Genomic DNA, 12,924 nt, shown 5'->3' with positions numbered 1-12,924 from the left:
AAGGCCTCCGTTGAAACGACAAGCATAGGACCCACATGAGCACGACTCACCCGAAGTCAGGGACTGAGCAGAGCACCAACCCACTGTTCAAGTTCGGCACCTACCTGCGCCGCGGCAGCAGCGGCAGTCAGGGACAGCAGATCTTCCTCCAGGGCGGCCGCCAGGCCGATGTCTTCTACCGCAACCGATGGTCCTTCGACAAGATGGTCCGCTCCACCCACGGGGTGAACTGCACCGGTTCCTGCTCCTGGAAGGTCTACGTCAAAGACGGCGTGATCACCTGGGAATCCCAGGCGGTGGACTATCCCTCCACCGGCTCCGAAATGCCGGACTACGAACCCCGCGGCTGCCCCCGCGGCGCCTCCTTCTCCTGGTACACCTACTCCCCGACCCGCATCCGCTACCCCTACGCCCGCGGCGCCCTGGTCGACGCCTACCGGGAGGCCAAGCAACGGCTGGGGGACCCGGTGCTGGCCTGGCGGGAAATCGTGGAAACCCCCGAGAAACGCCACGCCTATGTCAGCCAGCGCGGCAAGGGCGGCCTGATCCGCGTCCCCTATGAGGAAGCCATTGAGATCGCCGCCGCCGCGCACGTCTACACCATCCGTGAGTACGGCCCGGACCGGATCGCCGGTTTCACCGTCATCCCCGCCATGTCCCAGATCTCCTATGGGGCGGGAACCCGTTTCCTGCAGATGATCGGGGGTGTGGCCCTGTCCTTCTATGACTGGTACGCCGACCTGCCTCCGGCCTCACCCCAGACCTTCGGTGATCAGACCGACGTCCCGGAATCCGGTGACTGGTACAACTCCAGTTACCTGATGATGTGGGGCTCCAACATCCCCGTCACCCGAACCCCGGACTCCCACTTCATGGTGGAAGCCCGCTACAAGGGCACCAAGGTGGTCGTGGTCTCCCCCGACTTCGCCGACTCCACCAAGTTCGCCGATGAATGGGCCCGCATCAACCCGGGCACCGACGGCGCGCTGGCCTTCGCCATGGGGCATGTCATACTCTCCGAGTTCCATGTCGGGCAGTCCACGCCCTACTTCATGGACTACATGCGTAAATACACCGATTCGCCCTTCCTGGTCGCCCTGGATCAGCGGGAAGACGGCACCTGGACCCCGGGTAAGTTCCTCACCGCCGCCACCACCGAGGACGAGGAGCTCGCCCGGACCCCCAACGCCGCCCACCGCCTGCTGGTGATGCAGTCAGATGGCTCGGTCGTCGACCCGGGCGGCACCGTCGCTGACCGCTTCGGTGAAGAGGGCCTCGGCAAGTGGAACCTGCGTCAGGACGGTGTCACCTCGGTGATGTCCGTGGCTGAGGCAGGTGCCCAGGGCACCGCCGAGGTGCTCTTCCCCCGCTTCGATCTGCCCGGCGTGGAGGGACAGGCCGGCCCCATCGGTGCTGGTGTGGTCCACCGCGGCGTCCCGGTGCGGGAGGTCGACGGACAGAAGGTCACCACCGTCTATGACCTCATGCTTGCCCACTACGGGGTCAACCGACCGGAACTGAACCTGCCCGGCCAGTGGCCTGATGACCACCATGATGCCGCTGTGGTGGGCACCCCCGCCTGGCAGGAGGAACTGACCGGTGTGCCGGCCCACCAGGCCATCCGCCTGGGCCGGGAGTTCGCCCAGAACGCGGTGGACTCCGGGGGTCGCTCCCAGATCATCATGGGCGCCGGTGTCAACCACTACTTCCACGCCGACTCCATCTACCGCACCTTCCTGGCACTGACCTCCATGTGCGGCACCCAGGGAGTCAACGGCGGCGGCTGGGCCCACTACGTCGGCCAGGAGAAGCTGCGGCCCATGAACGGCTGGTCCCAGTACGCCTTCGCCCTGGACTGGCAACGCCCGGCGCGCCAGATGATCACCACCGGTTTCTACTACCTGCTCACCGACCAGTGGCGCTATGACAACACCCGTGCCGACCGGCTGGCCTCCCCGCTGGCCAACCGTGGCAGCGTGGGTGAGAAGATGACCGCCGACACCCTGATCGAGTCGATGAAACGCGGGTGGATGCCGGCTTATCCGCAGTTCAACCGAAACCCCCTGGTACTCACCTCCGAGGCCGCCGCGCAGGGGATCCCGGTGTCGGATCACATCGTCAATGAGCTCACCGACGGCCGCCTGGAGTTCGCCTGCGAGGATCCGGATGCCCCGGAGAACTACTCCCGCATCCTGCTGAACTGGCGCACCAACCTGATGGGTTCCTCCGCCAAGGGCACCGAGTTCTTCCTGCGCCACATGCTGGGCGTGGACTCGGATGACACCGCTGAGGAGCTGGGTCCGGAGGAGCGGCCCGCGTCGATCCGCTGGCGGGAGAAGGCCCCCGAAGGAAAGCTCGACCTGATGTTGACCACGGACTTCCGCAACACCTCCACCACCCTGGTTTCTGATCTGGTGCTGCCGGCGGCCACCTGGTACGAGAAGCATGATCTCTCGACCACGGACATGCACCCCTTCATCCACTCCTTCAATGCGGCGATCAACCCGCCCTGGGAGGCGCGCACCGATTTCGAGGTCTTCCGGGATCTCTCCCTGACCTTCTCCCGTCTGGCGGAGCGTTGGCTGGGGACCCAGCAGGATGTGATCACCGCCCCGCTGGGCCATGACTCCCCGGATGAGCTGAACATGCCAGGTGGTGTCATCCCCGACATCGCCGAGGTTGGCCTGATCCCCGGCAAGACCATGCCCAAGCTGATCCCGGTGGAGCGGGACTACACCAAGGTCCATGAGAAGTGGATGCACCTGGGTCCGCTGACCGGGGAGAAGGGCACCGGAGTGCATGGCACCTCCTATGATGTGTCCCAGCAGGTGGAAGAACTGAAGCTGATCAACGGCACCTCCCCCACTCTCTCCGCGGGGGAACTCCCCGACCTGAACACCGCCCCGAAGGTGGCGGAGATGATCCTGCACCTTTCCGGTGTGTCCAATGGTGCGGTCGCCCGTGAGGGCTTCACCAACCAGGGCAAGCGGGTGGGTACGGACATGTCCCCGCTCTATGAGGACTCGGTGGGCACCCACATCAACTGGGACATGGTCAAGGAACGTCCGGCGGAGGTGATCACCTCCCCGGAGTGGACCGGTGACAAGCGTAATGGCCGCCGCTACACCGCCTTCTCCATCAACATCGAGTTCGACAAGCCCTTCCACACCCTGTCCGGTCGGATGCACTACTACCTCGACCATGACTGGTACATGGACTACGGCGAGTCCTTGCCGATCTTCCGCCCGCCGCTGGACCGCCTGCACCTCAACGGTGAGACCGGCCCGGGTGAGATGGTCACCGGTGAGCGTGGTGAGCAGGAGGTGACGGTGCGTTATCTCACCCCGCACAATAAATGGTCCATCCACTCCCAGTACTACGACAACCTGCACGTGCTCTCGGTGTCCCGGGGTGGCCAGGTGATCTGGATGTCGAATAAGGATGCCGAGAAGCTCGGTGTCGCCGACAACGACTGGGTGGAGGCCCATAACCGCAACGGCATCGTCTCTGCGCGGGCGATCGTCAGTCACCGTATTCCGGCGGGCACGGTCTTCATGAACCATGCCCAGGAACGCACCACCGGCACCCCGATCAACGAACACACCGGGCGTCGTGGTGGCACCCACAACTCGCTGACCCGGATCATGATCAAGCCGGTCCATGTCGCCGGTGGCTACGGCCACCTGACCTACGGCTTCAACTACATCGGGCCCACCGGAAACAACCGCGATGAGGTCACCCGGATCCGTCGCCGCTCCCAGGAGGTTGAGTACTAATGAAGGTTATGGCTCAGATCGCCATGGTCATGAACCTGGATAAGTGCATCGGCTGCCACACCTGCTCCGTCACCTGTAAGCAGGCATGGACCAATCGTGAAGGCACCGAGTACATCTGGTTCAACAATGTCGAGACCCGGCCCGGCGTGGGTTATCCCCGCGGCTGGGAGGACCAGGAGAAGTGGAAGGGCGGTTGGGTCCGCACCGCCAACGGCAAGCTCAAACCCAAGGCGGGTGGCCGCCTGAAGAAGCTGGCCACCATCTTCCACAACCCCAATATGCCGGGCATCAAGGACTACTACGAACCCTGGTCCTATGAGTACGACAAGCTGCTGAGTGCGCCGAAGGGGCAGAAGACGCAGCCGACGGCCCGCCCGATCTCCCAGATCGACGGCCGTCCCCTGGCCAAGATCGAATGGTCCTCCAACTGGGATGACAACCTGGGTGGTTCCACCACCACGCTGGATGAGGATCCGGTGCTCAAGGAGATGAACCTGAAGGTGGCCAAGGAGATCGAGGACGCCTACATGTTCTATCTCCCCCGCATCTGCGAGCACTGCCTCAACCCCACGTGTGTCTCCTCCTGCCCCTCCGGTGCGATGTACAAGCGCACCGAGGACGGCATCGTCCTGGTTGACCAGGACCACTGCCGGGGTTGGCGCATGTGTGTCTCCGGCTGCCCCTACAAGAAGGTCTACTTCAACCACCGTTCGGGCAAGGCCGAGAAGTGTACGTTGTGTTATCCGCGCCTGGAGGTCGGTCAGCCGACCGTGTGCTCGGAGACCTGTGTCGGCCGCCTGCGTTACCTCGGCGTGCTGCTCTATGATGCGGACCGCGTCGCGGAGGTCGCCGCCACCGAGAATCCCCAGGATCTCTATGAGGCCCAGAAGTCCCTGCTGCTGGATCCGCATGACCCGCGGGTGGTGGAGGCCGCCATCGCGGAGAACATCCCCCACTCCTGGATCGACGCCGCCCAGCAGTCCCCGGTGTGGGACCTGATCTTCAAGTACGAGGTGGCTCTGCCGCTGCACCCTGAGTACCGCACCCTGCCCATGGTCTGGTACATCCCACCGCTCTCCCCGATCGTGGACGAGGTGACCGCCTCCGGCAATGACGGTGAGGATGACAAGGTGCTCTTCACCGCCCTGTCGACGATGCGGATTCCGTTGGAGTACCTGGCCGGGCTCTTCACCGCCGGGGACACCGCCCCGGTGGAACGTTCCCTGCGTCGTCTGGTGGCCATGCGTTCCTATATGCGTGACATCAACTTAGGGGATGAACCACAGGAGCGGATCGCCGAGGCGGTGGGCATGACGGGGAAGAAGATCCAGGAGATGTACCGCTTGTTGGCGATCGCCAAGTATGACGACCGTTATGTGATCCCCACCGCCTCCCCGGAAACCCCGCGTGGCATCACCAGCCTGGACCCCTTCGGCGACATGGACCCCACCCAACCCCTGGCGCACTTCGATGACCTGGGTATGGGCGCACCGTCGGCCTGCTCTGATGAGGGCTGCGGTGGTGGTTCAGGCACCAAGGCCGGCACCGTCAACCTGCTGTCCTGGGGCCCGGATGAACGACCTGACTCGATGTTCCCCGACTCCAGGGAGTCCTGATGAAACGGACCTTCACCGGGCGGCTGCCCGAGAAATTCGCCAGACCGGTACGGATGAATGAGCAACAGCGCCGTGCCCTCTTCATGATCGCCTCCTTGCTGCTGGACTACCCCGACCAGCGCTACGGCGAGATTCTCGCGGCCGTCGACAAGCAGGTTGAGGGGCTGCCGGCACCGGTGGCCCTGGAACTCAATGAGTTCCTGGAAGCTGCCCGGGGGATGGGATTCCGTGGCATGGAGACCCATTTCGTGGAGACCTTCGACCAGCGGCGTCGCTGTTCGCTGTACCTGAGTTACTACGCCGTGGGTGACACCCGGCAGCGTGGGGCCGCGATCCTGGCGTTCCGTCAGCAACTGCAGGGCCTGGGCTTCGAGTTCGCCCGTGAGGAACTGGCGGATCACCTGGGGGTGATCCTGGAGGCCGCGGCCACCGGGGACCCCACCGCCCATGCCGGGGCCACCGAGATTCTTTCCGCCCACCGGGACGGGATCGAGGTCCTGCGCGCCGCCCTGCAGCAGGTTGATTCCCCCTTCGCCCACCTGGTGGTGGCCCTGACCATGGGGCTGCCGGAGATCGACCAGAAAACAGCCGACAACTACATGCAACTGATCCGCAGTGGTCCACCAGCAGAGATGGTGGGTATCGGCACACCCCTTCCCTTCCCGACCCATCAAACGGACCATAACTAGCAAGGAGTCCCCCTCATGTCCTCCTATGAAATTTTCCTGTGGGTGGCTTTTCCCTGGCTGTGCATCGTCGCCTTCTTCCTCGGCATGTTCTGGCGTTGGCGCACCGACCAGTTCGGCTGGACCACCCATTCCTCCCAGATCTACGAATCCAAGCTGCTGCGCCTGTCCTCCCCGCTCTTCCACTGGGGCATGGTCTTCGTGATCGTCGGCCACCTGATGGGACTGGCGATCCCGAAGTCCTGGACCCGGTCGGTGGGCATCACTGATGAGCTCTACCACGTCATCGCCACCTACCCGGGCACCCTGGCGGCGATCGCGGTGGTGCTGGGTCTGGCCGGACTGCTCTACCGCCGGGTGGTCAACCGTTCGGTTTTCCTGGCCACCTCCGGTTCCGACAAGGTGATGTACCTCTTCCTGGGTCTGGCGATCCTCTCGGGCACCATCGCCACCATCTCGCTGCAGCTTTTGGGCGGCCCGCACGGTTATGACTACCGGGAGACCATTTCCCCCTGGTTGCGCCAGCTGCTGGTCTTCAACGCCCAGCCGGAACTGATGGCGGATGTGCCCTGGCAGTTCAAGGTGCACGTGATCTCCGGGTTCACCCTCATGGCACTGTGGCCCTTCACCCGCCTGGTGCACGCCTTCTCCGCACCCGTCGGCTATGTCACCCGCCCCTATGTGATCTATCGTTCCCGGGATATCACCGCCAGCCCGGCGCGACACCACGTGGCCTGGGAGCCGGTGCAGTCCAATAAGGATCAGATTGACGAAGAAGCCCGCTGGCACGGTGCCTGATCTGCTTCCCCCACGGAAACCGGGTTCGGACATGGGTTGTCTGGGCCCGGTTTTCGACTCCCATGGGATGTCTGTCCCTCACCTGAATCCGGGGTGGAAACCGGGTTCTCCTGGTTCAACGGATTTCTCCATATGCTGAGTAAGTGTCCAGCACATACCGATGGAAAGCTGAAAACCGCCCCCATGTTGAAATTTCCCGCCCTGCGTAGCCTGATCACCCTGACCGGCGCCAGCATCCTGCTGGTTGCCTGCTCCCCCGCTATCTCCGGCACCACCGCTGAGTCGGTGGAGCTGATGGTGCTGGGCGCGGCATCAACACGGGTGGTCAATGAGGAGCTGGCGGAGTTGAGCGGGCACCACCTGGAGTTCATCAACGCCGGTTCCTCCACCCTGGTGCAGCAGTTGACTGATGGTTCCCCGGGTGATGTGCTGCTCACCGCCGACCGGGCGGTCATGGATTCCGCCGTGGAAAGCGGCGTGGTGGCAGATCCGGTGGCCTTTGCCACGAACTCCATGGTAATGGTGGTTCCGGCGGGGAACCCGGCGGGCATCACCGGGGTGGATGACTCCCTCACTGAGGCCAATGTGGTGCTCTGTGATCCGCAGGTCCCCTGTGGCCGGGTCGCCGCGGAGATCATCGGCAACCAGGGTTACCAGGTTGAGGCGGTCAGTCTCGAGCACTCCGTCGCGGACGCCCTGGGCAAGGTCACCTCCGGGGAGGCGGATGCCGGCTGGGTCTACCGTAGCGATGCCCAGGCCGCCGGGGATGCCGTCGAGGTCATCGACATCCCCGGTGCCGGGGAAGTGCCCAACACCCTCTACGCTGCCGTCACCGCTGACAGCACCCACCCGGATCAGGCTGCCGAGCTGGTGGAACTGATCAGAGGTGCGGATATGGCCGCGGTCTGGCAGGACAATGGCTTCACCCCCACCAGTTAACATGAGTGCCTCCGCGCATCGCGCCACCCCCCGCCCGGCGCCTACCCGAATTCCGGTCCCGGTCCTCATCATCGCCCTGATCGCGGTGGTGGTGATCATCGGGCCGGTGCTCGCCCTGACCGCCCGAGTGCCCTGGGAACGTTTCGGGGAGGTCCTCCGCCAGCCGGACACCCTCGAACTGCTGCAGGTCACCGGTTACGCCGCACTCCAGTCCACCCTGATCACCCTGCTGCTGGGGGTGCCGCTGGCGGTGTGGCTGGCGGGGCTGCACCGCGGATCCGGGCTGGTTCGGCTCCTGGTGCTGCTGCCCCTGGCCATGCCCCCGGTTGTCGCCGGGCTGGCGTTGACCGCGGCCATCGGCAACCGTGGGGTCACCGCCCCGCTTCTCGACGCCCTGGGCCTGCAGTTCGCCTTCGCCTTCCCCGGTGTCGTCGCCTCCCATGTCTTCATCACCCTGCCCTATGTGGTGGTCGCCGTGGAATCCGGTCTGCGGCAGATTGACCGGGAAATACCGGCCAGCGCCGCCGGGGTGGGGTTGAGCCCCACGGAGGTGCTCGCCAAGATCACGCTGCCCGCTGTCGCACCGGCCATCGCCACCGGCGGTGGGTTGGCTTTCGCCCGCTCCCTCGGTGAGTTCGGCACCACCCTCACCTTCGCCGGTTCCATGCCGGGGAGCACCCGCACCATGCCCCTGGGCATCTACCTGCAACGTGAGATCGACCCCGGTGCCTCCTATGTACTGGCCGTCATCCTGATCCTCTTGGCGATCCTCGCCCTGGCCATCGCCGGATTACCCCTGGCGCTGAAACGTGAACCGAAACCCACCCCACGCGCCATCGGCCCGCTCGATACCGCGAGGATCCGGGAACTGTGCCGCCCCGACTCGGGTCTCCCCCTGACCCATGAGGCAGCCGGTGTGACCACCGAATTCCCCGCCAATATCACCACCGCCATCATCGGGCCCAACGGGTCGGGCAAAACCACCCTGGTGGGCACCCTGGCCGGGCGGCTCCGCGGCGCCCGGGTGAAGATCGGTGATCAGGTGGTGGACGGGGAAAAGTTCCGGGCGGCACACCAACGGGGTGTGGTGCTGCTGACCCAGCGCCCCGGTCTGCCACGCACCGCCACCGTCGCCGCGACGGTCACCATGGTCACCCGTGACCGGGAGCTGAGCTTCCAGCTGCTTGAGGCCGCTGGTCTGCAGGAGCTGGCGGAGGTGAAGGTGCCGGCGCTTTCCGGTGGGCAGGCCGCCCAGGTCGCCCTACTCCGGGCGCTGGCGGCAAAACCCAGGGTGCTCATCCTCGATGAACCCCTGGCCGCCATTGATGTGGCCGCCACCGCACGTTGGCGTCGCCTGCTCAAGGCCACCGCCAGGGACCGCACCACCATCCTGGTCACCCACGACCCGGTGGACATCTCCGGACTGGCGGACCACCTCGTGGTGCTGGAGGCGGGGCGGACCGTGGCCCAGGGCAGGCCTGCCGACCTGCTCAACGTGCCACCGAATGACTTCGTCGCCAGCCTCGCCGGGCTCAACCGGATGGCCGGTGAAATTACCGGAATCACCCCGGACACAGTTAGCATTGAGGTAAATGGGTTGCTGATCACCGGGGTTCCGGATTCCGGTTATAAGGCCCTGGTCGGTGAAAATGCCGTGGCCACCTTCCCACCGGAGGCCACCTCGATCCGGTTGCCGGGAAGCGAGCCCCGGGAATCTTTTCGGAATAACTGGCGGGGCAGGATCATTGCAGTAAATGCGGTGCCCGGATCCCACGTGGTACTCCGGGTGGAACTTCCCGGACAGAATGAGATCACGGTCCCGGTGACCCGGCGGTCCGCCGTCGCGTTGGAACTGCAGGAAGGAATGGAGGTGGAGTGCGTGACCAAGGCACTTGCGGTGAACATCCACGCCCGACCACCCCGGAAGAGAAGTCAATCATGAGCACACCCCCACCCCGTTCAGCACCCGATATCTTCGCCGAATCACTCCGGTTGAGCCCGAAACAGCGGGAGGTTCTCGCTGTCCTGCAGACATACCCAAAGGGTGCCAAAGCCGTGGAAATCGCCGCTGAGCTGGGGATGCACGTCAACACCGTTCGCGGCCACCTGGAGGAACTCATCGCCCAGGAAGCGGTACGCACCGTGACCGCACCCGCCACCGGCAGGGGGCGCCCCTCCCTGATCTTCCAGGTCCGGGTCCCCGACAACCGGGCCGTGGCCCATGAGTACATCTCCCTGATCGAGGTGCTCGCCCGATCCCTGGGGGATTCCGCGCACCCGGATGCGGAAGCCATCGCCCGGGCCAAGGCCATCGGCGCGCAGTGGGCCATCCACATGAACACCACCAATCATGAATGGAAGGGCCTGGAGGAACCGCTGAACGAGCTCTTCCACAAGCTCCGTGAGATGGGTTATGACCCCCACACCGCCGAACAGCAGGAGGACCGTGCCGAGCTTTCCCTGCTCAGCTGCCCCTTCATCATCGGGGAGCAGCGTCCCTCCCCTTTCATCTGCGCCATCCATGAGGGGTTCCTGCAGGAGAGCGTCGGAGCGCAGGGCCCGATGAAGATCAGCATCCGCCCCTTTGATGGGCCGGGGCGCTGCAGTGTGAACTTCCAGCTGGAGGGGAAGCAAAACCCGGAGGTCAGCGCGGAGTAGTCCTGCTGAGCTTCACCCCCCTTGCATGCCGAAGGCCCCCTGGGGAAATGTACTGAAGCAGTGCATCTCCCCAGGGGGCCTTTTCCTTATTCCCTGCGGCGGGGAAGAAACCTAAGCCGCGGAAACCTCGACCTTGACCGGTCCGGCAACCTCAAGCTCCAGAACGCGCAGCCCAGCTTCGCGGGCCTCGTTCAGAATCTCCGGGCTGACGGGCTCCTGGGAGAGCACCATCGCGGTGGGTCCAGCGCCAGAGAGGTAGGCGGCATAACCACGGTTGCGCAGGCGGTTGATCCACTCCGCGGTCACGGGGAGAACATCCGCCCGGTAGGGCTGGTGCAACCGGTCACGGGTGCCTTCCCAGAGCAGCTCCGGGTGGTTCTGTAGGGCCACGGTCATCACCGCGGTGCGGGAGACGTTGAAACGGGCGTCCGTGTGGGTGACGTGGCTGGGCAGCACACGTCGTACCGCCTGGGTGGAGGCATGGAAGTTCGGCACCAGGGCGGTGGCCCGGATGGACTTGTGCACCGGAATCTCAACCGCCCGGTAGGAGGCCACGCTGCGGCCGTCCACCGGGATCTCGGTCCAGGAGACCACCGCATTGCCGAGCACGGAGGCGGCGGCATTGTCGGGGTGGCCCTCAAATGCTGAGGAGAGCTGGACGATCTTCTCCTCATCCAGGGGAAAACCTGCCAGGGCGTTGGCCGCGACCACACCGGCCACCGCGGCAGCGGCGGAGGATCCCAGGCCACGGGACTGCGGGATATTGTTGGTGCAGACCACACGCAGGCCGGGGGCGTCAGCATCCGCTGCCGCCAGGCCCTGCCGGATGGCCTTGACCACCAGGTGGGAGCCGTCGAGGGGGAGCTCCCCCTCGCCCTCCCCGAAGATCTCGATCTCCAGGCCGGAGGCCGTGACCTCAACCTCGACGGTGTCGTAGAGGCTCAGTGCCAGGCCGAGGGTGTCGAAACCGGGGCCGAGGTTGGCGGAGGAGGCAGGGACCGTCACCTTGGCCTTGGTCCCGATTTCCAGATCGATCGCCATATCACTCGCCTTCGAGGCGGATTACGCTGTTGACGGACTTGACGATCTCGCTCTCCTGGAGCTGTGACACGGTGCGTGCCAGATCGGATTCCAGGGCGGTGTGGGTCACCACGATCAGGCGGGCGTTCTCGCCGGCCTCCTCCTGGCGGACGGTACGCAGGGAGATGCCCTCAGCGGAGAAGCGGCTGGCGATCTCGGCCAGCACACCGGTGCGGTCGATGACCTCCATGTCGATGTGGTAGCGGGTGGGCACCTCACCGAAGTCGGCGATCGGCAGGTTCGCGTAGGTGGAGTCACCGGGGGCACGGCCACCGTGGACCTTGTTGCGGGCCGCGCCGACGATATCGCCCAGCACAGCGGAGGCGGTGGGGTTACCACCGGCACCGTTGCCGTAGAACATCAGACGACCGGCAGCCTCAGCCTCGACGAAAATGGCGTTGAAGGACTTGCTGACGGAGGCCAGGGGATGCTCCCGGGGAATCAAGGTGGGGTGGACACGGGCAGAGATGGACTTCTTCCCCTCGGCATCGGTGAGCTTCTCGCAGATGGCGAGCAGCTTGATGGTGTAACCGGCCTTCTTGGCGGCCTCGATGTCCTGAGAGGTGATGTTGGTGATGCCCTCGCAGTAGACGTCATCGGCGGTGACGCGGGTGTGGAAGGCGAGGGAGGCGAGGATGGCGGCCTTGGAGGCGGCGTCATAGCCCTCGACATCGGCGGTCGGGTCAGCCTCGGCATAACCGAGCGCGGTGGCCTCGGCCAGCATGTCATCGTAGTTGGCACCGGTGGAGTCCATGGCGTCCAGGATGAAGTTGGTGGTGCCGTTGACGATGCCGGAGACGGACTCGATCTGGTCACCGGCGAGGGAACGACGCAGCGGGCCGACCACCGGGATGGCGGCGGCGACGGCGGCCTCGAAGTAGAGGTCGACATTCGCCGCATCGGCAGCCTCTGAGAGTTCTGCGGCGTGCGCAGCCACCAGAGCCTTGTTGGCGGTGATCACGGACTTGCCAGCCTTCAGCGCAGCCAGGACCAGCTTGCGGGGGTAGTCGATGCCGCCGATGACCTCGACGACCAGGTCGACGTCATCGCGTTCGATCAGCGACATGGCGTCATCGGTGAGCAGATCCTCGGCCAGGGTGCCACGGTGCTTCTCCTTGTCGGAGACGGCGACCCCCTTGAGCTCCAGGGGTCCCCCGATACGCTGCGTGAAATCCTCGGAGTACTCGTGCATCAGGCGCACGACCTCCCGGCCTACGGTGCCGTGGCCCAGAATGGCGATACCGACGGGCTCTCCCACGCCCTTGCCGGGGTTGTATGTGCGCTGAGCTGTCGTGGTCATATCTCTCCAGGGTCGGGGTCAATCAAGCATTTTCGCCCGCCGAAGGATACGACGGGCACATTTCCGGCGAT

The 12,924-nt window shown here is 65.0% G+C and carries 9 protein-coding genes; 7 read left to right on the top strand and 2 right to left on the bottom strand.

From position 1 onward, the window contains the following. The first annotated feature begins 35 nt into the window (after positions 1-35). The 7 genes from COCCU_RS05625 to COCCU_RS05595 all read left to right on the top strand — a co-directional run bounded on the left by COCCU_RS05625 (position 36) and on the right by COCCU_RS05595 (position 10,473). The gene (locus COCCU_RS05625; protein ID WP_156230611.1) at positions 36-3,776 is read left to right on the top strand and encodes a nitrate reductase subunit alpha; all 3,741 of its coding nucleotides are present in this window, start codon (positions 36-38) and stop codon (positions 3,774-3,776) included. Next, entirely contained in the window at positions 3,776-5,392 is a 1,617-nt protein-coding gene (narH, locus tag COCCU_RS05620) for a nitrate reductase subunit beta (RefSeq protein ID WP_156230610.1), read from the top strand. The genes COCCU_RS05625 and narH overlap by 1 nt, the downstream gene beginning before the upstream one ends. Beyond that, the gene (narJ, locus tag COCCU_RS05615) at positions 5,392-6,081 is read left to right on the top strand and encodes a nitrate reductase molybdenum cofactor assembly chaperone (protein WP_156230609.1); all 690 of its coding nucleotides are present in this window, start codon (positions 5,392-5,394) and stop codon (positions 6,079-6,081) included. Before narH ends, narJ begins: the two co-directional genes overlap by 1 nt. A gap of 15 nt (positions 6,082-6,096) precedes the next feature. After that, entirely contained in the window at positions 6,097-6,876 is a 780-nt protein-coding gene (gene narI / locus COCCU_RS05610) for a respiratory nitrate reductase subunit gamma (RefSeq protein WP_156230608.1), read from the top strand. Positions 6,877-7,059: 183 nt separating this feature from the next. Next, positions 7,060-7,815 carry a molybdate ABC transporter substrate-binding protein gene (modA, locus tag COCCU_RS05605; protein WP_156230607.1) on the top strand — a complete coding sequence of 252 codons (756 nt, stop codon included), beginning with the start codon at positions 7,060-7,062 and terminating at the stop codon, positions 7,813-7,815. Between the two features lies 1 nt (position 7,816). After that, positions 7,817-9,757, top strand: a complete 1,941-nt coding sequence (locus COCCU_RS05600; protein WP_156230606.1) for an ATP-binding cassette domain-containing protein — start codon at positions 7,817-7,819, stop codon at positions 9,755-9,757. Beyond that, a complete protein-coding gene (locus COCCU_RS05595) occupies positions 9,754-10,473 on the top strand; it encodes a helix-turn-helix transcriptional regulator (RefSeq protein ID WP_156230605.1) in 720 nt (239 codons plus the stop codon). Before COCCU_RS05600 ends, COCCU_RS05595 begins: the two co-directional genes overlap by 4 nt. Before the next feature lie 111 nt (positions 10,474-10,584). Here COCCU_RS05595 and thrB read toward each other — a convergent pair whose 3' ends face one another. Next, on the bottom strand, positions 10,585-11,514 hold the full coding sequence (thrB, locus tag COCCU_RS05590; protein WP_156230604.1) for a homoserine kinase: 930 nt from the start codon (positions 11,512-11,514) through the stop codon (positions 10,585-10,587). Position 11,515: 1 nt separating this feature from the next. Further along, positions 11,516-12,853 (bottom strand): homoserine dehydrogenase, encoded by a 1,338-nt coding sequence (locus COCCU_RS05585; protein WP_156230603.1) that lies wholly within the window; start codon positions 12,851-12,853, stop codon positions 11,516-11,518. Positions 12,854-12,924 lie beyond the last annotated feature (71 nt).

The sequence above is a fragment of the Corynebacterium occultum genome (genome assembly GCF_009734425.1).
GTDB classification, from domain to species: Bacteria; Actinomycetota; Actinomycetes; order Mycobacteriales; family Mycobacteriaceae; genus Corynebacterium; species Corynebacterium occultum.
Note: the sequence above shows the minus strand (reverse complement) of the source record. Positions and strands in the feature narration are given on the sequence as shown.

Bases quoted from the DNA above. Each gene is read 5' to 3' on its own strand.
- COCCU_RS05625 (WP_156230611.1), top strand. From the start codon at position 36: ATGAGCACGACTCACCCGAAGTCAGGGACTGAGCAGAGCACCAACCCA.
- narH (WP_156230610.1), top strand. From the start codon at position 3,776: ATGAAGGTTATGGCTCAGATCGCCATGGTCATGAACCTGGATAAGTGC.
- narJ (WP_156230609.1), top strand. From the start codon at position 5,392: ATGAAACGGACCTTCACCGGGCGGCTGCCCGAGAAATTCGCCAGACCG.
- narI (WP_156230608.1), top strand. From the start codon at position 6,097: ATGTCCTCCTATGAAATTTTCCTGTGGGTGGCTTTTCCCTGGCTGTGC.
- modA (WP_156230607.1), top strand. From the start codon at position 7,060: ATGTTGAAATTTCCCGCCCTGCGTAGCCTGATCACCCTGACCGGCGCC.
- COCCU_RS05600 (WP_156230606.1), top strand. From the start codon at position 7,817: ATGAGTGCCTCCGCGCATCGCGCCACCCCCCGCCCGGCGCCTACCCGA.
- COCCU_RS05595 (WP_156230605.1), top strand. From the start codon at position 9,754: ATGAGCACACCCCCACCCCGTTCAGCACCCGATATCTTCGCCGAATCA.
- thrB (WP_156230604.1), bottom strand. From the start codon at position 11,514: ATGGCGATCGATCTGGAAATCGGGACCAAGGCCAAGGTGACGGTCCCT.
- COCCU_RS05585 (WP_156230603.1), bottom strand. From the start codon at position 12,853: ATGACCACGACAGCTCAGCGCACATACAACCCCGGCAAGGGCGTGGGA.